This window comes from Microbacterium ulmi, from assembly GCF_011759705.1.
GTDB classification, from domain to species: Bacteria; Actinomycetota; Actinomycetes; order Actinomycetales; family Microbacteriaceae; genus Microbacterium; species Microbacterium ulmi.
Genome location: NZ_JAAOZF010000002.1, coordinates 104,482 through 125,162 on the forward strand (window position 1 = coordinate 104,482; position 20,681 = coordinate 125,162).

At 69.0% G+C, this 20,681-nt stretch carries 24 protein-coding genes; 14 read left to right on the top strand and 10 right to left on the bottom strand.

Annotated features, from left to right (window positions below; translation table 11 throughout):
* Positions 1-9: 9 nt before the first annotated feature.
* Entirely contained in the window at positions 10-462 is a 453-nt protein-coding gene (gene nrdR, locus FHS08_RS13080; protein WP_167040100.1) for a transcriptional regulator NrdR, read from the top strand.
* A gap of 23 nt (positions 463-485) precedes the next feature.
* The gene (locus tag FHS08_RS13085) at positions 486-1,514 is read left to right on the top strand and encodes a quinone-dependent dihydroorotate dehydrogenase (RefSeq protein ID WP_167040102.1); all 1,029 of its coding nucleotides are present in this window, start codon (positions 486-488) and stop codon (positions 1,512-1,514) included.
* Positions 1,515-1,532: 18 nt separating this feature from the next.
* On the opposite strand, the gene FHS08_RS13090 is transcribed toward FHS08_RS13085, so the two are convergent.
* A complete protein-coding gene (locus FHS08_RS13090) occupies positions 1,533-2,096 on the bottom strand; it encodes a DUF3043 domain-containing protein (protein WP_167040104.1) in 564 nt (187 codons plus the stop codon).
* Positions 2,097-2,144: 48 nt separating this feature from the next.
* On the opposite strand from FHS08_RS13090, the gene FHS08_RS13095 reads away from it, so the two are divergent.
* The 6 genes from FHS08_RS13095 to FHS08_RS13120 all read left to right on the top strand — a co-directional run bounded on the left by FHS08_RS13095 (position 2,145) and on the right by FHS08_RS13120 (position 8,058).
* A complete protein-coding gene (locus FHS08_RS13095; protein ID WP_167040106.1) occupies positions 2,145-3,536 on the top strand; it encodes a dipeptidase in 1,392 nt (463 codons plus the stop codon).
* Between the two features lie 83 nt (positions 3,537-3,619).
* Positions 3,620-3,985 carry an iron-sulfur cluster insertion protein ErpA gene (gene erpA, locus FHS08_RS13100; RefSeq protein WP_167040108.1) on the top strand — a complete coding sequence of 122 codons (366 nt, stop codon included), beginning with the start codon at positions 3,620-3,622 and terminating at the stop codon, positions 3,983-3,985.
* Positions 3,986-4,165: 180 nt separating this feature from the next.
* Positions 4,166-5,062: an aa3-type cytochrome oxidase subunit II gene (gene ctaC, locus FHS08_RS13105; protein WP_167040110.1), complete on the top strand. Its 897-nt coding sequence runs from the start codon at positions 4,166-4,168 to the stop codon at positions 5,060-5,062.
* Between the two features lie 2 nt (positions 5,063-5,064).
* Positions 5,065-6,828, top strand: coding sequence for an aa3-type cytochrome oxidase subunit I (gene ctaD, locus FHS08_RS13110; RefSeq protein ID WP_167040112.1), 1,764 nt, complete (start codon positions 5,065-5,067; stop codon positions 6,826-6,828).
* Complete coding sequence (locus tag FHS08_RS13115) at positions 6,828-7,259, top strand: aa3-type cytochrome oxidase subunit IV (RefSeq protein ID WP_167040114.1); 432 nt, start codon at positions 6,828-6,830, stop codon at positions 7,257-7,259. The genes ctaD and FHS08_RS13115 overlap by 1 nt, the downstream gene beginning before the upstream one ends.
* Before the next feature lie 13 nt (positions 7,260-7,272).
* On the top strand, positions 7,273-8,058 hold the full coding sequence (locus tag FHS08_RS13120) for a PP2C family protein-serine/threonine phosphatase (RefSeq protein ID WP_167040117.1): 786 nt from the start codon (positions 7,273-7,275) through the stop codon (positions 8,056-8,058).
* 11 nt (positions 8,059-8,069) lie between these two features.
* Here FHS08_RS13120 and FHS08_RS13125 read toward each other — a convergent pair whose 3' ends face one another.
* The 5 genes from FHS08_RS13125 to ctaE all read right to left on the bottom strand — a co-directional run bounded on the left by FHS08_RS13125 (position 8,070) and on the right by ctaE (position 13,048).
* Positions 8,070-8,477, bottom strand: coding sequence for a rhodanese-like domain-containing protein (locus FHS08_RS13125; protein ID WP_167040119.1), 408 nt, complete (start codon positions 8,475-8,477; stop codon positions 8,070-8,072).
* Between the two features lie 157 nt (positions 8,478-8,634).
* Positions 8,635-10,461 carry a cytochrome bc1 complex cytochrome b subunit gene (qcrB, locus tag FHS08_RS13130; RefSeq protein ID WP_167040121.1) on the bottom strand — a complete coding sequence of 609 codons (1,827 nt, stop codon included), beginning with the start codon at positions 10,459-10,461 and terminating at the stop codon, positions 8,635-8,637.
* Complete coding sequence (gene qcrA, locus FHS08_RS13135) at positions 10,458-11,537, bottom strand: cytochrome bc1 complex Rieske iron-sulfur subunit (RefSeq protein ID WP_167040123.1); 1,080 nt, start codon at positions 11,535-11,537, stop codon at positions 10,458-10,460. Before qcrA ends, qcrB begins: the two co-directional genes overlap by 4 nt.
* Before the next feature lie 40 nt (positions 11,538-11,577).
* Positions 11,578-12,375, bottom strand: coding sequence for a cytochrome bc1 complex diheme cytochrome c subunit (gene qcrC / locus FHS08_RS13140; protein WP_167040125.1), 798 nt, complete (start codon positions 12,373-12,375; stop codon positions 11,578-11,580).
* A 19-nt stretch (positions 12,376-12,394) separates the two neighbouring features.
* Positions 12,395-13,048, bottom strand: coding sequence for an aa3-type cytochrome oxidase subunit III (gene ctaE, locus FHS08_RS13145; RefSeq protein WP_167040127.1), 654 nt, complete (start codon positions 13,046-13,048; stop codon positions 12,395-12,397).
* A gap of 165 nt (positions 13,049-13,213) precedes the next feature.
* Between ctaE and trpD the strand changes: the two genes are divergently transcribed.
* The 4 genes from trpD to FHS08_RS13165 all read left to right on the top strand — a co-directional run bounded on the left by trpD (position 13,214) and on the right by FHS08_RS13165 (position 16,405).
* Complete coding sequence (gene trpD, locus FHS08_RS13150; protein WP_167040129.1) at positions 13,214-14,275, top strand: anthranilate phosphoribosyltransferase; 1,062 nt, start codon at positions 13,214-13,216, stop codon at positions 14,273-14,275.
* 88 nt (positions 14,276-14,363) lie between these two features.
* Positions 14,364-14,861 (top strand): aromatic ring-opening dioxygenase LigA, encoded by a 498-nt coding sequence (locus FHS08_RS13155; protein ID WP_167040131.1) that lies wholly within the window; start codon positions 14,364-14,366, stop codon positions 14,859-14,861.
* A gap of 28 nt (positions 14,862-14,889) precedes the next feature.
* Positions 14,890-15,888: a PHP domain-containing protein gene (locus tag FHS08_RS13160; RefSeq protein WP_167040133.1), complete on the top strand. Its 999-nt coding sequence runs from the start codon at positions 14,890-14,892 to the stop codon at positions 15,886-15,888.
* Between the two features lie 4 nt (positions 15,889-15,892).
* On the top strand, positions 15,893-16,405 hold the full coding sequence (locus tag FHS08_RS13165) for a ClbS/DfsB family four-helix bundle protein (RefSeq protein WP_167040135.1): 513 nt from the start codon (positions 15,893-15,895) through the stop codon (positions 16,403-16,405).
* A 194-nt stretch (positions 16,406-16,599) separates the two neighbouring features.
* On the opposite strand, the gene FHS08_RS13170 is transcribed toward FHS08_RS13165, so the two are convergent.
* The 4 genes from FHS08_RS13170 to FHS08_RS13185 form a co-directional block, all read right to left on the bottom strand.
* Positions 16,600-17,526 carry a 5'-3' exonuclease gene (locus FHS08_RS13170; protein ID WP_341800416.1) on the bottom strand — a complete coding sequence of 309 codons (927 nt, stop codon included), beginning with the start codon at positions 17,524-17,526 and terminating at the stop codon, positions 16,600-16,602.
* Positions 17,527-17,562: 36 nt separating this feature from the next.
* Positions 17,563-18,180, bottom strand: a complete 618-nt coding sequence (locus FHS08_RS13175) for a PKD domain-containing protein (RefSeq protein WP_167040137.1) — start codon at positions 18,178-18,180, stop codon at positions 17,563-17,565.
* Between the two features lie 140 nt (positions 18,181-18,320).
* Complete coding sequence (locus FHS08_RS13180; RefSeq protein ID WP_167040139.1) at positions 18,321-18,845, bottom strand: hypothetical protein; 525 nt, start codon at positions 18,843-18,845, stop codon at positions 18,321-18,323.
* Between the two features lie 60 nt (positions 18,846-18,905).
* Positions 18,906-19,604: a Pr6Pr family membrane protein gene (locus FHS08_RS13185; RefSeq protein ID WP_167040141.1), complete on the bottom strand. Its 699-nt coding sequence runs from the start codon at positions 19,602-19,604 to the stop codon at positions 18,906-18,908.
* Between the two features lie 294 nt (positions 19,605-19,898).
* Between FHS08_RS13185 and FHS08_RS13190 the strand changes: the two genes are divergently transcribed.
* Positions 19,899-20,249 (top strand): TraR/DksA family transcriptional regulator, encoded by a 351-nt coding sequence (locus FHS08_RS13190; RefSeq protein WP_167040143.1) that lies wholly within the window; start codon positions 19,899-19,901, stop codon positions 20,247-20,249.
* Positions 20,249-20,665 carry a YchJ family protein gene (locus tag FHS08_RS13195; protein ID WP_167040145.1) on the top strand — a complete coding sequence of 139 codons (417 nt, stop codon included), beginning with the start codon at positions 20,249-20,251 and terminating at the stop codon, positions 20,663-20,665. Before FHS08_RS13190 ends, FHS08_RS13195 begins: the two co-directional genes overlap by 1 nt.
* Positions 20,666-20,681 lie beyond the last annotated feature (16 nt).

A 20,681-nucleotide genomic window follows, 5' to 3' on the forward strand; every position in this document is an offset into this window, starting at 1 on the left:
TTCCGTGCCATGCACTGCCCGTTCTGCCGCCACCCCGACTCGCGCGTCATCGACTCGCGCACGAGCGACGACGGCCTCAGCATCCGTCGTCGTCGCCAGTGCCCCGAGTGCGGAGGGCGCTTCTCGACGACCGAGACGGCGAGCCTCAACGTCGTGAAGCGCTCCGGCGTCATCGAGCCGTTCAGCCGCGACAAGGTCATGTCGGGCGTCCGGAAGGCGTGTCAGGGTCGCCCCGTGACCGAGGCCGACCTCGCGATCCTCGCGCAGACCGTCGAGGAGGCGATCCGGCAGACCGGCACGTCGCAGATCGACACGAACGAGATCGGCCTCGCCATCCTCGGCCCGCTGCGCGAGCTCGACGAGGTCGCCTACCTCCGGTTCGCGAGCGTGTACCGCGCGTTCGACTCCCTCGAGGACTTCGAGGCGGCGATCGGCCAGCTGAGGGCGGATCACGCGCGATAGCGCGTCCCGATAGCCTGGAGGGGATGTATCCCTTCCTTTTCCGGACCGTGCTGTCGCGCATGGACCCCGAGACCGCGCACCACGCCGCGATGCTCGTGATCCGCGTGCTCGGCGTCCCGCCGTTCTCCTGGCCGGCGCGCGCCTTCACGAAGCCTGCGCCGCGGCTGCGGACGACGGCGCTCGGCCTCGAGTTCGACTCGCCGTTCGGCGTCGCCGCCGGCTTCGACAAGGACGTCATCGGCGTCCGCGGGCTGTGGGCGCTCGGGTTCGGTCACGTCGAGGTCGGCACGGTCACGGCGATCCCGCAGGAGGGGAACCCGCGCCCGCGCCTGTTCCGTCTCATCCCCGACCGCGCTGTCGTCAATCGCATGGGCTTCAACAACCACGGGGCCGAAGCGGCGGCGCAGCGCCTGGAGAAGGTCCGGCGCCGGGGCGAGCGCGCCGTCATCGGCGTCAACATCGGCAAGAGCCGGGTCGTCGACGTCGCACAGGCGACGGCCGACTACGTCGCGAGCGCGACGCTGCTCGCGCCCCTCGCCGACTACCTCGTCGTCAACGTGTCATCGCCCAACACGCCGGGGCTGCGGGGCCTGCAGGCGGTGGAGACCCTGCGTCCGCTCCTCGAGGCCGTCCGCGACGTCGCGGGGAAGACGCCTCTTCTCGTGAAGATCGCCCCCGATCTCCCGGATGACGAGATCGAGGCCGTCGCGCGGCTCGCGGTGGAGCTGGGCCTCGCGGGGATCATCGCGACGAACACGACGACCTCGCGTGACGGCCTGCGCACCGACCCCGCCATCGTCGAGGCGGCGGGAGCGGGCGGGCTGTCGGGCGGTCCGCTCAAGGAGCGCGCGCTCGCCGTTCTGAGGCTGCTGCGCGCCGTCGTGCCTGCGGAGTTCTGCGTCGTCTCGGTCGGTGCGGTCGAGACCGCCGTCGATGTCCGCGAGCGGCTGGATGCCGGCGCCGACCTCGTGCAGGGTTACACGGCGTTCCTGTACCGCGGACCGCTGTGGGCGCGGCAGATCAACCGGGGGCTCGCGCGCCCCGACGGGTGACGACGGTGACGGCGCCCGTCAGGCCGGGTACTGCCCGCGCTTGACCTGCGCCTTCGGCAGGCGCATGAAGCGCATCTGGATGGTCCTCATGGCGGCGTACCAGCCGAGTCCGCGCTCTGTCCTGTCGCCCCACTTGGCCTTCGCGGCGCGCTTGACGCGGATCGAGGTCACGATCATGTCGGCGATCACGAGCAGGATGAAGAACCAGAGTCCGACGAACGCGTACATCTGCACCTGATACAGCGGCACGAAGGTGAGGATGATCACGAGCAGCATGAGCGGCATGATGGCTTCGCCGAGGTGCCATCCCGCGTCGATCCAGTCGCGCACCCACCGCCGCTGCGGACCCTTGTCACGGGCCGTCAGATAGCGGTCGTCTCCGGCTGCCATGCCGACGCGCGCCTTCTCGCGCTGCTTCGCGACGTCGGCCTTGGCGCGGGCCTTCGCCTCCTTCGTGTCGGCCACGAGGGGGCGCTTGCGCGCGGCTTCCTGCTCCGCCCGCGTCGGCGTCGCGCGGCCCTTCCCGGTCGCGCCGTCCGGCTGTGCGGGAGCGTCGTTGGATGCGGAAGGGGTCGTGGTCACGAGTGATACCTCTGAGAAGGGGAAAGGGGTGCCCTTAAGATTACCCGCATGACCTCAGAGTTCTCCCGTGCGGAGGCGGTGCGGGATGCCGCGACCGCCGGCATCCCGGCAGCCCTCGCCGATCTCGGCGCCCTCGTCCGCATCCCGTCGATCGCCTTCCCCGGTTTCGACCATGCAGAAGTCCAGCGCAGCGCGGAGGCCGTCGAGGCCCTCGCCGAGGGCATCGGGGTCTTCGACTCCGTCAGGATCGCCGACGCCGCGATACCCGGGACGGACGAGCGCGGCATGCCTGCCGTGCTCGCGACCCGCGCCGCGCGCAACGGCAGGCCGACGATCCTGCTCTACGCGCACCACGACGTGCAGCCCGTCGGTGACATCGGCCTGTGGGACACGCCGCCGTTCGAGCCGACCGTCCGCCACGGCCGCCTCTACGGACGCGGCGCCGCCGACGACAAGGCCGGCGTCATGGCGCACATCGGCGCGCTGCGCGCGCTGAAGGAGGCGCTCGGGGCCGACTTCGACCTCGGGGTCGCCCTCTTCGTCGAGGGGGAGGAGGAGGCGGCATCCCGCTCCTTCTCGCAGTTCCTCACCGACCATGCCGACGCGCTGCGTGCCGACGTCATCGTCGTCGCCGACTCGGGCAACTGGGACGCGAAGACCCCGGGGCTCACGGTGTCGCTGCGGGGGAACGCGCGCTTCACCCTCAGGGTCCGCACACTCGAGCACGCGTCGCACTCCGGAATGTTCGGCGGCGCGGTCCCCGACGCCATGATGGCCACGATCACGCTCCTCTCCACGCTGTGGGACGCCGACGGCGTCGTCGCGGTCGAGGGGATGACGGCACGGGATGCCGCGACCCCCGAGTACTCGGAGGAGACTCTCCGGGACGAGGCCGGGCTGCCTGCGGGCACGACGCCGATCGGGCGGGACTCGATCCTCAGCCGCATCTGGAACAAGCCCTCCATCACGGTGACCGGGATCGACGCGCCGAGCGTCGTCAACGCGTCGAACACGCTGAGCCCCGAGATCTCGGTCGTCATCAGCGCGCGTGTCGCGCCCGGCCAGGCGGCACGGGAGGCCTACGACGCGATCGAGCGGCACCTGCGTGCGCACGCGCCCTTCGGGGCGGAGCTCGAGTTCGCCGACGTCGACTTCGGCGACGGTTTTCTCGTCGACACGAGCGGGTGGGCGGTCGCGGCGGTGCGCGAGGCGTTCGAGGAGGGCTACGGCGTGCCGTCGGTCGACGTCGGCGTCGGCGGATCCATCCCGTTCATCGCCGATCTCGTGCGCGAGTTCCCGTCCGCGCAGATCCTCGTGACGGGGGTCGAGGACCCGCACGCCCGCGCCCACAGTCCGAACGAGTCGCTGCATCTCGAGACGTTCCGCAACGCGCTCGTGTCCGAGGCGCTGCTGCTGGAGAAGCTCGACGCGCGCACGTGAGCGCCCGGAGCCTTCTCGCATCCGTCGCGGCGTAGAATCGACCCATCCAGCCGTATGACAACGGCCCGACCATCGGGAGAGACATGACCGACATCGCACTGTCGACCGACCAGACCCAGCGCACGCACGGCGTTCTCCTGACCGACGCTGCGGCCGACAAGGTCAAGAGCCTGCTCTCGCAGGAGGGTCGCGACGATCTGCGCCTGCGCGTGGCCGTGCAGCCGGGCGGATGCAGCGGCCTCATCTACCAGCTGTACTTCGACGAGCGGTTCCTCGACGGCGACCAGGCGGTCGACTTCGACGGCGTCGAGGTCATCGTCGACGACATGAGCGTCCCGTACCTCGACGGCGCCACGATCGACTTCAAGGACACGATCTCGGAGCAGGGCTTCACGATCGACAACCCCAACGCGGCGGGAAGCTGCGCCTGCGGCGACAGCTTCCACTGACCCGTTCGCCGAACGGCGTCCTGCCCGGCCTCTCCGGCCGCAGGGCGCCGTTCGTCGTACCCGACGAAGTGCCTGCTCAGCGGCGAAACGACGCCCTGAGGCTGGGCGGTTGGCCTGAATCCGGTGGGAGGTTGCCCTAGACTTGCGACAGTCCTGTTCGCGTCCCGGAAAGGTGCACCCGTGCCCTCGAAACGTCGCCTCCGCTGGGCTGCTCTTCCCCTCGGGGTCGCAGCGGCCGTCGTCCTCGCGGGCTGCACCCCGACGGAGCTCAACGGCTTCCTTCCGGGATTCGTGGAGGACGGTCCGGCGACGACCGACCGCACGGAGATGGTCTCGGGCCTGTGGGTCAACTCCTGGCTCGTGCTGCTCGCCGTCGGCGTCATCACATGGGGCCTCATGGCGTGGGCGGCGATCGTCTACCGTCGCCGCCGCGGCCAGTCCGGGCTGCCCGTGCAGCTGCGCTACAACATGCCGATCGAGATCTTCTACACGATCGTGCCGTTCGTCCTGGTGCTGGGCTTCTTCGCCTTCACGGCGCGCGACCAGGTGACGCTCGAGACGCAGTGGGAAGACCCGGACGTGTCGATCACGGCGATCGGCAAGCAGTGGTCGTGGGACTTCCAGTACGACGGCGAAGAGGAGGACAACTCCGACGCCGTGTGGACGATGGGTCAGCAGGCTCGGCCCGACGCGGCAGGCAACGTCGACCAGGACGCGCTCCCGACGCTGTACCTCCCGGTCGACAAGACCGTCACGATCAAGCTCGCCTCGCGCGACGTCATCCACTCCTTCTGGATCATCGACTTCCTCTACAAGAAGGACATGTACCAGGGGCACGACAACTTCTGGTCCTTCACCCCGACGCGTGAGGGCACGTACGCGGGCAAGTGCGCCGAGCTGTGCGGCGAATACCACTCGATGATGCTCTTCAACGTCAAGGTCGTCAGCGAAGGCGAGTACGAGGACTACCTCGAGTCCCTGCGCGACGCAGGGCAGACGGGCGACGTCAACGACGCCTACGACCGCCTCCAGAACTGGCCGGGCACCGGCGCTTCCGAGGAAGAGGGAGACAACTGATCATGGCGACGACGGTCCCACTCCAGGAGGCCCCGCACGGACGTCCGACGACGCTCCCGCCGCGCCAGGCCGCGCTCCTGAGCTCTTCTCGCGTCGAGCAGAAGGGCAACATCATCGTCAAGTGGATCACCTCCACCGACCACAAGACGATCGGCTACATGTACCTGATCGCCTCCGTGCTGTTCTTCATGCTCGGCGGCGTCATGGCGCTCATCATCCGCGCCGAGCTCTTCGAGCCCGGGATGCAGATCATCCCGACGAAGGAGCAGTACAACCAGCTGTTCACGATGCACGGCACGATCATGCTGCTCATGTTCGCGACGCCGCTGTTCGCGGGCTTCGCGAACGCGATCCTGCCGCTGCAGATCGGTGCGCCGGATGTCGCGTTCCCGCGTCTGAACGCGTTCGCGTTTTGGCTGTTCCTGTTCGGATCGACGATCGCCGTCGCCGGCTTCCTGACCCCTCAGGGCGCGGCATCCTTCGGCTGGTTCGCCTATCAGCCGCTCGCGAGCGCGAGCTTCTCTCCGGGCGCCGGCGGCAACCTGTGGATGGTCGGTCTGGGCATGAGCGGCTTCGGCACGATCCTCGGCGCCGTCAACTTCATCACGACGATCGTCACGATGCGTGCGCCGGGTATGACGATGTGGCGGATGCCGATCTTCTCGTGGAACACGCTGATCACGAGCATCCTGATCCTGATGGCGTTCCCCGTGCTCGCGGCAGCGATCCTCGCTGCGGCCGCCGATCGCATCCTGGGCGCGCACATCTACGACCCCGAGAACGGCGGCGTGCTGCTCTGGCAGCACCTGTTCTGGTTCTTCGGCCACCCCGAGGTGTACATCATCGCCCTGCCGTTCTTCGGCATCGTGTCCGAGATCCTCCCCGTGTTCAGCCGCAAGCCGATCTTCGGCTACAAGACGCTCGTCTACGCGACGATCTCGATCGCGGCCCTCTCTGTCGCGGTGTGGGCGCACCACATGTACGTGACGGGAGCCGTCCTCCTGCCGTTCTTCGCCCTCATGACGATGCTCATCGCCGTGCCCACCGGCGTGAAGATCTTCAACTGGATCGGCACGATGTGGCGAGGCTCGGTGACCTTCGAAGCCCCCATGAAGTTCACGCTCGGCTTCCTCGTGTCCTTCGTGTTCGGCGGGCTCACGGGCGTCATCCTCGCGTCGCCGCCGCTGGACTTCCATCTGTCGGACTCGTACTTCGTCGTCGCCCACTTCCACTACGTCGTCTTCGGCACGGTCGTGTTCGCGATGTTCGCCGGCTTCTACTTCTGGTGGCCCAAGTGGACGGGACGCATGCTCAACGAGCGGCTCGGAACGGTGCACTTCTGGATGCTGTTCGTCGGGTTCCACATGACCTTCCTCATCCAGCACTGGCTGGGTGTCGACGGGATGGTGCGTCGCTATGCCGACTACTCGGCGGCAGACGGCTGGACGTGGCAGAACCAGGTCTCGACGATCGGCGCGATCATCCTCGGCGCCTCGATGATCCCGTTCCTGTTCAACGTGTGGATCACGGCGCGCACCGCGCCGAAGGTGACGGTCAACGACCCGTGGGGCTACGGCGCATCGCTCGAGTGGGCGACCAGCTGCCCGCCGCCTCGCCACAACTTCACGTCGATCCCGCGCATCCGCAGCGAGCGCCCCGCGTTCGACCTCAACCACCCGGAGGCCGGCATCCCTGTCGGCGTGGGTCCTGCGAAGGACGCTCCTGACGCTCCGGTCGTCGACCTCGCCGAGGGAGAGGTGAAGTAGTGCGTACGAACGTCGGCCTCTGGTGGCTTCTGACGGTCTTCTTCTTCGTCGTGGCCGTCCTCTACACGGGGTGGAACATCGTCGCCCGCGAGGGCGAGATCGTCCACCGCATCGAGTGGGTGGGCACGGTCGCCCTGTTGTTCACGTCGTTCATGGGCGCCCTCATCGCCTTCTACGTGGGGCGCGTGCACAAGGCGCAGCGTGGAGAGCTTCCCGAAGACATCCTGACCGCAGACATCGACGACGGCGACCCTGAGCTCGGCGAGTTCAGCCCGTGGTCGTGGTGGCCCATCGTCCTCGCCTTCTCGGCGGCACTCGCCATGATCGGCCTCGCGGTCGGCACGTGGATGGTGCCCATCGGCCTCAGCGTCTTCGTCGTCGCGATCGTCGGCTGGGTCTACGAGTACTACCGCGGCTACTTCGCCCGCTGATTCCGGCACGCGCTTGCCCCCCCGCCTGCGCGCCGCGGCCGTATCGACCGTCGGCGGCCATCGTGCCTCCAACCAGGACTCCGCCTTCACGGCATGGTGGGGTGCGGCCGTCGCGGACGGCGTCGGGGGAGGTCCCGCGGGCGATGTCGCATCGGCGGCGCTCGTCCACCGGCTCGTGTCGGGGATGCACGGCCCCGTCACGCCCTCGCAGCTGCTCACGCGCATCCGCGAGGCCAACTGGGATCTGCGGGCGCATGTGCAGCGCAACCCGGCGCTCGACGGCATGGCGACGACACTGACGGGCGTCTTCGCGACGCCGGACGACACGCTCGTGCTCGCCCACACGGGCGACTCGCGTGCGTATCGACTGCGCGAGGGGAGGATGTCGCGCCAGACCCGCGACGACTCGTTCGTGCAGGTGCTCGTCGACCGCGGTCTCATGTCAGCGGAGGAAGCGGCATCCCATCCTCATCGCAACGTCATCACGGCGTCGCTGCACGGCGGCGATGACGACGTCGTGACGCTCGCCGAGTTCGACATGATGATCGGCGACCGCTGGCTGCTCTGCAGCGACGGCATGACCGACTACGTGCCCGAACAGGACATCGAGACCCTCCTCGCGACGGGCGATCCCGCGCACGCCTCGTACGCGCTCGTACGGCTCGCCCTCGACGCGGGATCGCGCGACAACGTCACAGCGGTCGTCGGCGAGGTGACGGACGCGGAGACGGCCGCCGAGCGTCCTCAGTTCCACGGCGCTGCCGCCGATCTGTTCAACGAGCAGCTCGAGTCCGCCTAGTCCCGGCGGGCTCAGGCTCGCACGACCATGACCTGCGGGTCGAAGACGCGGGGGAGCGGACCCTCGTCGTTCTCGGCGGGCTGCCCCTCGCGCACCCAGTACTCGTAGCCGCCGATCATCTCCTTGACCGACCACCCGAGCTTCGCGAACTCGAGCGCGCCCTTCGCTCCGGCGTTGCAGCCGGGGCTCCAGCAGTAGACGACCACGGCCGCGGCAGGATCGAGCTCGCGCGGAGCGCGCTCGGCGATCTCGCGATACGGCATGTGGACGGCGCCCGGGATGCGCCCCTGCGCCCACGCCTCCGCGCTGCGGACGTCGACGAGCACGACGCGCTCGCCCGCCTTCTGCGCCGCGTAGACGTCCGACGGGTCGGTCTCGAGCTGCAGCTTGGCCGAGAAGTAGGAGAGCGCGTCTGTCATGCTCTCACGCTAACGGGGAGGGGTGCCGCGTCCGCGACAGAGGTCGGACAGCCTCCGACGGTTTCCTGCCGACGTGGCGCGCCACAGGGGAGACACGACAGAGAGTCCCGGGCGGCGATCATGCGATCGCGGCGCCGGGACTCTCGGAGAGGTCGGCCTACTGGCCGGACTCCTTCTCGCGGTTCTTCGACTTCTTCGTGCCGTCGTCGGAGACGATGACGTTGGAGGGCCGGTTGGCGGTCTCACCGTGCTGTCCGTCGTCGATCGGGATGTGCGGGGCGTCCGGCACTCCCGCGCGCTCGTGAGCGCCCTGGATCTCGGCATCCTCCTCGACGGCGATGTGATCGAGCGTGTGGTGCTGGTGCTCGATGGCGGCGTTCACATCCGCCTGCGTGAGCGGAGTGAGGCGGTCCTCGAAGAACCAGCGCGAGAGGCCTGAACGGAGATTCTCGTGCCACGGGATGCGGCCGCGGGAGTTGGGTCGCACGACGAGCGGCTCGTAGTCCTCGTGACCGACGAGCTTCCAGCGCTCGTACTCGTCGACGGGCTGGTGCACCTCGATGTACTCGCCGCCGGGGAGGCGGACGATGCGGCCCGACTCGTAGCCGTGCAGCGCGATCTCGCGATCCTTCTTCTGCAGTGCGACGCACATACGCTTCGTGACGAAGTAGGCGATGACCGGTCCGAGGATCAGCAGCGCCTGGAGCGCGTGGATGACGCCCTCCATCGTGAGCGAGAAGTGCGTCGCGATGATGTCGGACGAGGCCGCCGCCCACAGCACGGCATAGAACGTCACACCGGCCGCGCCGATCGCCGTGCGGGTCGCGGCGTTGCGCGGGCGCTGGGCGATGTGGTGCTCGCGCTTGTCGCCTGTGACCCACGCCTCGATGAAGGGGTAGATCAGCACGAGGACGATGAACACGCCGATCACGGCGAGCGGGATCAGGATGTTGAACGACCACGTCCGGTCGAGGAAGACGAACTCGAGGTGCGGCGGCACGAGTCGCAGCGCGCCGTCGGCGAACCCGATGTACCAGTCGGGCTGCGTGCCGGCCGAGACGGGCGACGGGTCGTACGGGCCGTAGTTCCAGATCGGGTTGATCGTGAACAGCGACGCGATGAGGACGATGACGCCGAAGGTGATGAAGAAGAACCCGCCCATCTTCGACATGTAGACCGGCATCATGGGGTAGCCCACGACGTTGCTGTTCGTGCGCGCCGGCCCTGCGAACTGCGTGTGCTTGTTGATCACCATCAGCATGAGGTGGAGCACGAGCAGCGCGACCAGGATGGCGGGCAGCAGCAGGATGTGCAGCGTGTACAGGCGTCCGACGATCTGGTTGCCGGGGAACTCGCCGCCGAACAGCAGGAACGAGAACCACGTGCCGATGAGCGGGATGCCCTTGACCATGCCGTCGATGATGCGCAGGCCGTTGCCCGAGAGGAGGTCGTCGGGCAGCGAGTATCCCGTGAAGCCCTCGCCCATCGCGAGGATGAAGAGGATGAAGCCGATGACCCAGTTGAGCTCACGCGGCTTGCGGAACGCACCCGTGAAGAAGATGCGCAGCATGTGCACGCCGATGCCTGCGACGAAGACGAGCGCCGCCCAGTGATGGATCTGACGCACGAGCAGGCCGCCGCGGATGTCGAACGACAGCCGCAGGGTGGAGTCGAGCGCCGCCGACATCTCGACGCCACGCATCGGGAGGAACGCTCCCGAGTAGTGGGTCGGAACCATCGAGGCCTGGAAGAAGAACGTCAGGAATGTTCCCGACAGCAGGACGGCGACGAAAGACCACAGTGCGATCTCGCCGAGCATGAACGACCAGTGGTCGGGGAAGATCTTGCGACCCAGCTCCTTGACGAACCCGGAGAGGCTCGTGCGCTCGTCGATGTAGTTCGATGCCCAGCCGACGAAACGGCCGCCCAGGGGCTTGTCGCGCGAGACGGACTCGCGCTCCTCGGTGACGGTTGCGGTGCTCAATGGCGCTCCCAGAAGCTCGGGCCGACGGGTTCGTTGAAGTCGCTCTGTGCGATGAGGTAGCCCTCGGAGTCGACGGCGATCGGAAGCTGCGGGAGCGGACGGGCGGCGGGCCCGAAGATGACGGCTGCGCCGCGCGTCACGTCGAACTGCGACTGGTGGCAGGGGCACAGCAGGTGGTGCGTCTGCTGCTCGTAGAGCGCGACGGGGCAGCCGACGTGCGTGCACACCTTCGAGTAGGCGACGATGCCGTCGTACGACCAGCTCTTGCGTTCCTCCGTCTCGATGAGCTGTTCGGGGAGCAGGCGCATGAGCAGCACGATCGCCTTGGCCTTCTCCTCGAGGTAGCCCTCCTCGTGGCCGAGCTCTGCGAGGTCTTCGGGGATCACGTGGAAGGCGGAGCCGAGCGTGACCTCAGACGCGCGGATGGGCGTGCCCTCGGGGTCGCGTGCGAGGCGGGTTCCCTCCTTCCACATGGTGTGGCTCAGGAGGTGGACGGGATCGCCCGCGAACGGGTTCGACGGCGAGTTCTGCGGCGCGAGGCCGCGGAACAGCGTGATGCCCGGCACGACCGAGGCGACGACGGCCGCGATGAGGGAGTTGCGGATCATCGCTCGACGACCGAAACCCGAGTCCTCGTTGGCTTCCGAGAAGGCCTTCACGGCGGCCTCGCGCGTGGAGTCGCGCCCGCGCGTGGCGTGCCGGGGCTCGATGAACTCCTTGTCGGACATGACGGCCTTGGACCAGTGGATCGCGCCGATTCCGAGCGCGAGGAGGGCCAGTGCGATGCCGAGTCCGACGAACAGGTTGTTGTTGCGGACGTCGACGATCCGCCCGCTCTCGATCGGGAAGATCATGTAGGCGGCCACCGCCCACACGCTCGCCGCGACCGACAGGTAGAACAGCGTGTACACGGTGCGGACGGCGCGCGTCATGGCGGCCGGGTCCTTGTCGGTGATCCTCGAGCGGTGCGACGGAAGGTCCGGGGGACGCACCGGGTCGCTGACCGCGACGGCGAGCCCCGCGGAGGGCTTCCACGAAGCCCTCTCGTGCTCGAGCGGGTCGTCCTCGTGTGCCATGCTGCTCCCTCTTGCCTACTGGGTCTTCGTCAGTTGTCGTTCAGTTGGACTTCGCCGTGATCCACACGGTGATGGCGATCAGCGAGCCGATTCCGAAGATCCACACGAACAGGCCCTCGGAGACGGGGCCGAGGCCGCCGAGCGAGAAACCGCCGGCCGACTGGTTCTCCTGCAGGAAGAGAAGGGCCGAGATGATGTCGCGCTTGTCCTCGAGCGACAGGTTCATGTCGCTGAACACCGGCATGTTCTGCGGGCCCGTGACCATCGCGGCGTACATGTGCAGCGGGCTCGTCTGCGTCAGAGCGGGGGCGTACTTGCCCTCCGTCAGGGCGCCTCCCGCGGCCGCGACGTTGTGACACATCGCACAGTTGATGCGGAACAGCTCCGCGCCGCGTGCGACGTCGCCTTCGCCGTCCAGGGTCTCGTCCGAAGGGTACTGAGGACCGGGGGACGTCGACTGGACCCACGACGCGATGGCCTCGATCTGCTCCTGCGTGAACTGCGGCGCCTTCTGCGGCGCCTGCGGCCCCTGCATCTGCAGCGGCATGCGGCCGGTCGCCATCTGGAACTCGACCGCGAGCTCGCCCACGCCGTAGAGCGATGGCCCTGCATCGCTGCCCTCGAGGTTGAGGCCGTGGCAGGTCGCGCAGTTCGCCTGGAAGAGCCGTTTGCCGTCTTCGACGGTGAGGGCGGTGGGGGCCGTGTCGGTGCCGGCCGCCATCGCGGCGGATGCGCCGGCGTAGGCGCCTCCCGTGATGAGCAGGCCGATGCCGATGAGGGCCGCGGCGGCCCAGGGGCTGCGACGTCCGGTGGAGCGGCGTTTTGTCTCTCGTGCCATATCGGGTGTTGGCTCGCTCTCAGCTCACGAAGGGCAGCAGGTAGATGACGGCGAAGAGGGCGACCCACACGACGTCGACGAAGTGCCAGTAGTACGACACGACGATCGCGGTGGTCATCTCCTTGCGGCCGAAGTTCTTGACCGCGAAGGCGCGGCCGATGACGAGGAGGAAGGCGATGAGGCCGCCCGTCACGTGCAGGGCGTGGAAGCCGGTCGTGAGGTAGAAGGCGGATGCGTATGCGTCGGCGCTGATCGGCATCCCCTCGGTGACGAGCTGGGCGTACTCCCACACCTGGCCGGACACGAAGATGGCGCCCATGAAGAACGTGAGGAAGAACCACTCGACCATGCCCCACTGACGGAAGCTCCAGAACCCGCCGGTGCGGTACGGCTGAAGGCGCTCCGCGGCGAAGACGCCCGCCTGGCATGTGAAGGACGACAGGATCAGGATGATCGTGTTGACCGTCGCGAACGGGACGTTCAACAGGTCGGATCGCTCGGCCCACAGCTCGGGGGAGGTCGAGCGGAGGGTGAAGAAGATCGCGAACAGGCCCGCGAAGAACATCACCTCGCTGCCGAGCCACACGATCGTCCCGACGGCGACCGGGTCGGGCCGCTTGACGGAACGCATCGCCTGTGAGTAGGTCGCAGGAGTCGTCGTCACGCTGACCATTATGGCCGAACTCGACGCACGATTTTCGCATCCGAGCGCGCGGATTTGCCTGCGGGTGAATTTAGGACAACCTAAGAGATCACTGCGAATCCGCCGGAAACGGGCTGTGCGGTCGCATCATCGCACGGCGCGGCGGGGCGCCGCACGCGGCTAGGCTTTTCAGTCATGGCAGAGCTCTACTCGTGGCCCGACATCCTCACCTCCCTCCTGGGCCGACGCGACCTCAGCGTCTCGGAGTCGACCTGGGCCATGCGCCAGATCATGGCGGGCTCTGCGACCCCCTCGCAGCTTGCGGGATTCCTCGTCGCGCTGCGCGCGAAGGGAGAGACGGTCGATGAGATCGTCGGCTTCCGCGACGCGATCCTCGAGGCCGCGCTGCCGCTTCCCGTCACGTCCGACGTGCTCGACATCGTGGGCACGGGGGGCGACCGCTTCGGCACCGTGAACGTCTCGACGATGGCGGCGGTCGTGGCCGCGGCATCCGGAGTCCCCGTCGTCAAGCACGGCAACAAGGCCGCGAGCTCGTCGTCGGGCTCGTCCGACGTCCTGAGCGCCCTGGGCATCGAGCTCGCGATCAGCCCCGACGCCGTCGCCGAGGTGCTCGACCGCGCAGGCATCACGTTCGCGTGGGCCGCCGCGTTCCATCCCGGGTTCAAGCACGCGGGCGCCACCCGCAGCGAGCTCGGCGTGCCGACGGTGTTCAACTTCCTGGGTCCGCTGTGCAACCCGGCGCGCGCGGAGGCCAACGCGGTCGGCGTGGCGCAGCTCGACCGGGTGCCGCTCATCACGGGCGTCTTCCAGACGCGGGGCGCGACGGCCCTCGTCTTCCGCGGCGACGACGGCCTGGACGAGCTCACGACGACGGGCCACAGCCGCGTGTGGGAGGTCAGCCGCGGCGACATCCACGAGCACGATCTCGACCCGCGCGATCTCGGCATCCCGCTCGCGCAGATCGACGACCTCCTGGGCGGAGAGCCGGCGCACAACGCCGCCGTGGTGCACCGCGTCTTCTCGGGCGAGACGGGCCCCGTGCGCGACATCGTGCTGCTCAACGCGGCTGCGGGCATCGTCGCGTACCGGCTCTGGAAGGACTCGGCGCAGGTGCAGCGGCCCATCCTCGAGCGGCTCGCGGAGGCGAAGGACGCCGCTGCCGCCGCCATCGACGACGGCGGGGCGGCGGCGAAGCTCGCGCAGTGGATCGAGGCCACGCAGGCGCTCGCGGGCTGACGGCGGCCCTTTCCGCGGGGGCTCTTCCATCGGTGCGCGCCACGGCGATAGCGTGATGCGCAACTGCTCCCGCCTCAAGGAGGACGCCATGACCGATGCACCCGTCGAGACAGCCGACGTCATCGAACCCCCCGCTCGCAGCCTCGGATCGGTCAAGGTGATCGGCATCCTCGGAATACTGGGCGGCATCGCCCTCATCGTGGTCGGCATCGTCGTCTGGATCATGGTGTCGGTCCAGCTGCGGGCCGAGAGCATCACGGTCCCCGACGACGCCATGGCGTTCCAGGGGCAGACCGTCGCGGGACCCTTCACGGCGTACGTGCAGGCCGACATCATCCAGCGCCACGCGCTCGACATCTCCGGCGGGAAGACCTTCGCCGAGCTCGCGCAGGACGACCCGGTGCGACCCGTCATGGCCAACGCGTCGTTCCTCCGGGCGTCGCTGTTCACGTCGGTCGTGTCCTTCGGCGTCGCCGTGTTCGCGATCGCGATCGGCGTCCTGTCGATACTGTTCGGCTGGGCGCTCCAGCGCCTCGCGAACGCGCCCGTCGTCGTGCGCCGGTCCTCGGTGGCCGGCGCTCCGTGACGCGCGCGCACGGCGTGCGCAGGCGGGCATGAATCCGCACGACGCGCTCACCGAGATCGCCTCCCTGCTCGAACGGGAGAGGTCTTCGCGCTACAAGTCGCAGGCTTTCCGGACGGCAGCGGATGCGATCGCGGCTCTGACGGACGAAGAGCTGCGGGATGCGGCATCCCTCCGCCGCCGCAAGGGCATCGGCGACTCGACCTTCGCCGTCATACAGGAGGCGCTCGACGGTCGCGTCCCCTCGTACCTCGAAGACCTCCGCACCCGGGCGGGCGTCGACCGCCGGTCCGCACTCCGCGCCCGGCTGCGCGGCGACCTCCACAGTCACAGCGACTGGTCGGACGGACTGACGTCGATCGACCTCATGGTCGACGCGGCGCGCGCGCTCGGCCACGAGTACCTCGCGCTCACGGATCACTCGCCGCGGCTCCGCGTCGCCAACGGGCTGTCGCCCGAGCGCCTGCGTGAGCAGCTGACGCTTCACGACGGGTTCTCGGGCGAGGGGTTCACCCTCCTGAGCGGCATCGAGGTCGACATCCTCGAGGACGGCACGCTCGATCAGGAGCCGGACCTCCTCGACGAGCTCGACGTCGTCGTCGCCTCGGCGCACTCGAAGCTGCGCATGGAGCGCGCACCCATGACCCGTCGGCTCGTCGCGGCGGTGTCCGACACGCGCACGGACGTGCTCGGTCATGTGACGGGCCGCCTCGTCGAGGGCTCGCGCGGCACGAGGCCGCCGTCGACCTTCGAGGCCGCTCCCGTGTTCGAGGCGTGCGCGGCGCGCGGCGTGGCGGTCGAGATCAACTCCCGCCCCGAGCGGCAGGACCCGCCCGACGATCTCATCGAGGTCGCACTCGAGAAGGGATGCCTCTTCTCGATCGACTCGGACGCGCATGCGCCGGGGCAGCTGTCGCTCATCGACCACGGCGCGGAGCGCGCCGAGCGACTCGGCGTCCCCGCCGAGCGCATCGTCACGACGTGGCCGCTGGCGCGGCTGCGCGAGTGGACCGGAGCACGGAAGGCGTAGCGCCATGAAGATCCACGACCGAGAAGAGCTGATCCGCCGCAACGACGAGGAGTACTCGGCGCTGACGGGTCTCGTGGCGCGCGTGCGGGCCGCGGACCGCGTCGACGAAGAGTTCGCGGGGGATGCGCGCGACCGCAACGTGCGGGATGTGCTCGCGCACCTGCACGCCTGGCACCTCCTGCTGGAAGGGTGGTACGAGGACGGCATGATCGGCGGATCACCCGCCCTGCCGGCCCCCGGGTACACGTGGAGCGACCTGGATGCGCTCAACGTCACGCTGCGCGACCGCTGGGTGGATGCGCCCCTCGAGAAGGTCGAGGCGCTGCTGGATGCCTCGCACAGGGGCCTGCAGCGGCTCGTCTCCGTGCACTCCGACGCTCAGCTCTTCGACGGCGGGACCTACCCCTGGACGCAGGGGTCGGCTCTGGGCTCGCTGTGCCTGGAGTGCGGCGGGAACCACTATCGGTGGGGGCGGGCCGCCATCGGGGCGGGGCTCGGGATCGACGTCGGGGTCTGACGACGGACTCCGCCGATCCCAACGGCGGCAGGCCTCATGTGAGTGCGGCGACAGCTATGAGGAGAGTCGTCGCGCCCATCGTGGGTGAAGGTGCGCTCTCGGTTCGGCGGTGGACTGCGGTTCGGGCGGCGTCCGGGCACTGCGCCGTGCCTGCCGGCGGCGGCACGAGGGCGCCGGGCGCACGAGGCCACGTGTCACGCCGTCGCGTCGAGTGCCAGTGAGATGCGCTCGACGGCGGTGCCGAGAGCCCAGCGTTCGGACAGCCCCGCGAGGCGCTCGCGACGGTCGGCATCGAGAGGCTGCAGGCGCGTGTGGGGCGTCGTGAGAGCGAGGTCCTTCGCCACCGCGACGACGCGCGGCGCGACGGCGAGGTACGGGAGCGCCGCCAGGATCTTTGCAGCGACACCCGCCGACATCCCTCGACCCGCTTCCGCCGCGGCGACGATGCCGGCGAGGTCGCCGTGCGCCGCGAGGAGCGTCGCAGCGGACTTCTCGCCGATGCCAGGAACCCCGGGAAGCCCGTCGGACGCGTCGCCGCGGAGAGTCGCGAAATCGGCGTACTGGCTCGGCAGTACGCCGTACTTCGCGACGACGACCTCATCCGTGACGATCTCGAGCCTGCTCATTCCGCGCGCCGTGTAGACGACCCGCACGTCGCGCGCGTCGTCGACGAGCTGGAAGAGGTCGCGATCGCCCGTCACGATGTCTACGGGCAGCGTCGCCGTCGTCGCCAGAGTGCCGATCACGTCGTCGGCCTCGTGCTCGGCGGCGCCGACGATCGCGATGCCGACCGCCGCCAGCACGTCGCGGATGACAGGCACCTGCACCTCGAGCGGATCGGGGACGACCTCGACGTCGGCTCCGCCCTCCACCACCTCGGCCACCCGGTGCGCCTTGTACGACGGGATGAGGTCGACGCGCCACTGCGGGCGCCAGTCGTCGTCCCAGCAGGCGACGAGGTGCGTCGGGCGGTACGTCGTCACGAGCCTCGTGATGATGTCGAGGAAGCCGCGAACGGCGTTGACCGGAGTTCCGTCGGGAGCCCGCACGGTGTCGGGGACGCCGTAGAACGCGCGGAAGTAGAGGCTCGCGGAGTCCAGGAGCATGAGGCGGTCGGTCACGCGCTCATCCTGCCACGCCCGTCCGACGCGGTCTCGTCAGCAGCCGGGACCCGCGGGATCCTCGAGGCACGTGCGCTCCACGAGGGCCGTACGGACCTCGACGACGCGCACGTCGTAGCCGCCCGTGCTCGCCTCGACGTAGCCCGCGACGGGACGCCACAGACCCGAGCCGAAGTCGACGGATGCCGTGTACCGCACGGTCACCCGCACGGCGTACGTGCCGCGCTCGCGGTACGCGTGGCTCGTCGCGGTGGGCGTGAACGGGGCCTGACGGAGCTGCTCCCACGTCGCGCCGCCCGTCGTCGTGCGCAGCGTCGTGCCGTCGCCGAACTCGAAGACGTAGGCGGCGGGCACGAACCTGACGACGACGTCCCACCCCAGCAGCGTGCCGGAGAGCCGCTGCTCGGATGCCGCGGCGACGATGTTCGCGGGCATTCCGACGACGCCGAACCCCGCGGGTTCGCCCGAGAGCGTCGGCGCCGCCGGCCGGAACGATGCGAGATCGGCGAGCGTCACCTCGGGGACGCTTCCCACCTCGTACGTCACCTCGCACCGAGCCAGGACGCAGTCGGGCGTCGGCTCCGGTTCGGGCGCCGGCGCGCGGCCACCGCCCGCGGACGGCGGGCGGTCCTCGCCGTGCCCGGGCAGGGTCATGGACGCGCCCACGTCGACTTGAGTGCCGTCGTTCGTGATTTGTGGGCAGAGCGCAGCGGCGGCGAGGTCTGGTGTGCAGACGGGGTCTGTCGCTGTCACTCCGACCGCGGCTCCACCCAGAATGAGGCCGATCACCACCGCTAGACGGAGCATGAGCCGTTCGCGCGCGTGACGCTGTTCTCGATGGCCAGATCCTCGCCGGCCAGGATCAAGTCCACTGCCAACAACGTGATTGTTTCGCGCGAGGCGGGCGTCACGTCTTGACCTGAACGATTGACAACACGGGTAGCCGAGGAATCAAGACAGACATAGAGACTCACGTTGAGTGGCGCGAAGCTCGCATGCTCGTGGGTGAGATCAACAATTCGTGTTGCACCCACGATCGACAGACCTTCTTGAGAGAACTTGGTCTGGGTGTCGACATCAACCTCAAGCGCCCGCCCGATGAGAAAGGACGATGGAGAAGGACGAGCCCCAGGGTCGGATCTCCGAGAGTTCAGGGCATCGACGTACGCGCGGTAGGTCTCTTCAGCGGCGGCGAAGGCCTCTTCCTCGCTGGCGAACGTGGGCGGCGTCTCGACGGGCTCGGGGTCGGGCGCACACCCCGTCGCGAAGGCGGCCGCGAGCGCCAGTGCGAGGGCGGCAGTCGTTCGGCGCAGGATCACGCGACCACGGTAGCTGCGGCATCCATCACGGTCGGCGAGTTATCCACATCGCGACGGGGGTCACGCGTCGGCGGCCGCGGCATCCGGAATGCGCGCCGTGAGTCGCAGCCGGCGCTTCACGAGCCCGGAGGCGCGGTCCAGGGCGATGACGGCCGCGGCGAGCACCACGATGACGGCGACGATTCGCGTGAGAGCCCAGACGATGCCGCCGCCGAGCGCCTCGACGTCGAGGAAGGGATACGGGAAGCGGTCGGAGACCGTGGGGAATGCGACGCCGCGCACGATCGCGATGGCCCCGTACGCGACGGGATACAGCAGCCACAGCAGGCCGTCGCGCCACCGGACGATGCCGTGCGGACCGAACACGACCCAGTCCACGAGCACCATCGCCGGCACGACGTAGTGGAGCAGGAACAGCGATCTGTTGTCGAGGACCGTCACGGCGTCGGTCACGAACAGACCGGGCAGCGGGTTCGCGCCCTGATTGAGGATGACGTGCGAGACGAGACCCGTGACGGCGATCCAGAGCGTCACACCGCCGCGCAGACGCGGTGCCGGGGCATCCGTGGTGCCCTCCCGGATCATCCAGTACGTCACGACCGCGAAGAACGCGACGACGATGAGGTTGCTCTGCGTCGTGTAGAACGCGAGGCGTCGCTCTCCGGTCATGAGCCCGAGCGTGCCGACGAGCACGATCGCGACGCGCCACCAGAGCTGCGGCGATCTCCAGACGGGTGGCGCTGACTGCTTCGTGCCCACGCGGCCTCCAGTTCGTCGAGCCACAGAACGCTAGATGCCGCGCGGGCGCGCTGTCAAAACGGGGGTCGTACGCGGGAACAGACCGCCGTACCGAAAGAGAGAGGGCCCACCTCCGGGGGTCGAGGTGGGCCCATGACGAAGCGGCGCGCGACCGGATGCATTCGGCGCGGTCCTCCCGGGGACTGCCTTCGACGTCATGACGAGCCTGACAGGCCAGACTGTGAGGACTCTGTGGTCAGACCGCAAGGAGCCTGCCCGGATGTCGAGAGATCGCCGCGCTAGGCTCGACGGGTCATGACGACGGATGCTCATCGGCTGCTCGCCGACCTCAGGGTCGCCACGCTCGCGCGCATCGCCCAGCTCGACGACGAGATGGCAGACCTCCGTGCCGACCGCGCGATCGACAGCGCCGACGACGAGCACGACCCCGAAGGAGTCACGCTCTCGGGGGAGTGGTCGCTGCTCGCGGGGCTGCGCGACGAAGCGTCCAGGACGCTCGGCGAGATCGACCTGGCTCTCGCGAGAGTGGCGGACGGAACGTACGGCACATGCGTCGACTGCGGTCGCGCGATCCCCGACGCGCGGCTCCGCGCCCGCCCCACGGCGCTGCGGTGCGTCGCGTGCGCCGAGCGGGCGGGGCAGTGATGTCGTTCGGCTCAGGCGCAGGGCGAAGGGTCCTCGCGGACCGGGAGGCATGTCCGTGCGGAAGCGGCGGCGCATACGGGGGATGCTGCGGCCCCGTCATCCGCGGCGGTGCTGCCCCCACGGCCGAAGCGCTCATGCGTTCGCGATACACGGCGTTCGCCGTCGGCGACGAGAGGCACCTGCTCGCGACCTGGCATCCCCGCACGCGTCCTGACGTGCTCGAGCTCGACCCGCGCCTGACGTGGACGCGGCTCGAGATCCTCGCCGTCGATGAGGGTGTGGACGGCGACGAGACCGGCGTCGTGGAGTTCCGCGCCGAGTGGCGCGGGGGCGGCGGCCGCGGCATCCTTCACGAGCGCAGCAGTTTCACGCGGCTGCGGGGCCGCTGGTGCTACCTCGACGGCGAGGTCGAGTGACGCGCTGAGCGCGGTC

Bases quoted from the DNA above. Each gene is read 5' to 3' on its own strand.
- nrdR (WP_167040100.1), top strand. From the start codon at position 10: ATGCACTGCCCGTTCTGCCGCCACCCCGACTCGCGCGTCATCGACTCG.
- FHS08_RS13085 (WP_167040102.1), top strand. From the start codon at position 486: ATGTATCCCTTCCTTTTCCGGACCGTGCTGTCGCGCATGGACCCCGAG.
- FHS08_RS13095 (WP_167040106.1), top strand. From the start codon at position 2,145: ATGACCTCAGAGTTCTCCCGTGCGGAGGCGGTGCGGGATGCCGCGACC.
- erpA (WP_167040108.1), top strand. From the start codon at position 3,620: ATGACCGACATCGCACTGTCGACCGACCAGACCCAGCGCACGCACGGC.
- ctaD (WP_167040112.1), top strand. From the start codon at position 5,065: ATGGCGACGACGGTCCCACTCCAGGAGGCCCCGCACGGACGTCCGACG.
- FHS08_RS13125 (WP_167040119.1), bottom strand. From the start codon at position 8,477: ATGACAGACGCGCTCTCCTACTTCTCGGCCAAGCTGCAGCTCGAGACC.
- qcrA (WP_167040123.1), bottom strand. From the start codon at position 11,537: ATGGCACACGAGGACGACCCGCTCGAGCACGAGAGGGCTTCGTGGAAG.
- qcrC (WP_167040125.1), bottom strand. From the start codon at position 12,375: ATGGCACGAGAGACAAAACGCCGCTCCACCGGACGTCGCAGCCCCTGG.
- ctaE (WP_167040127.1), bottom strand. From the start codon at position 13,048: ATGGTCAGCGTGACGACGACTCCTGCGACCTACTCACAGGCGATGCGT.
- trpD (WP_167040129.1), top strand. From the start codon at position 13,214: ATGGCAGAGCTCTACTCGTGGCCCGACATCCTCACCTCCCTCCTGGGC.
- FHS08_RS13155 (WP_167040131.1), top strand. From the start codon at position 14,364: ATGACCGATGCACCCGTCGAGACAGCCGACGTCATCGAACCCCCCGCT.
- FHS08_RS13160 (WP_167040133.1), top strand. From the start codon at position 14,890: ATGAATCCGCACGACGCGCTCACCGAGATCGCCTCCCTGCTCGAACGG.
- FHS08_RS13165 (WP_167040135.1), top strand. From the start codon at position 15,893: ATGAAGATCCACGACCGAGAAGAGCTGATCCGCCGCAACGACGAGGAG.
- FHS08_RS13175 (WP_167040137.1), bottom strand. From the start codon at position 18,180: ATGACCCTGCCCGGGCACGGCGAGGACCGCCCGCCGTCCGCGGGCGGT.
- FHS08_RS13190 (WP_167040143.1), top strand. From the start codon at position 19,899: ATGACGACGGATGCTCATCGGCTGCTCGCCGACCTCAGGGTCGCCACG.
- FHS08_RS13195 (WP_167040145.1), top strand. From the start codon at position 20,249: ATGTCGTTCGGCTCAGGCGCAGGGCGAAGGGTCCTCGCGGACCGGGAG.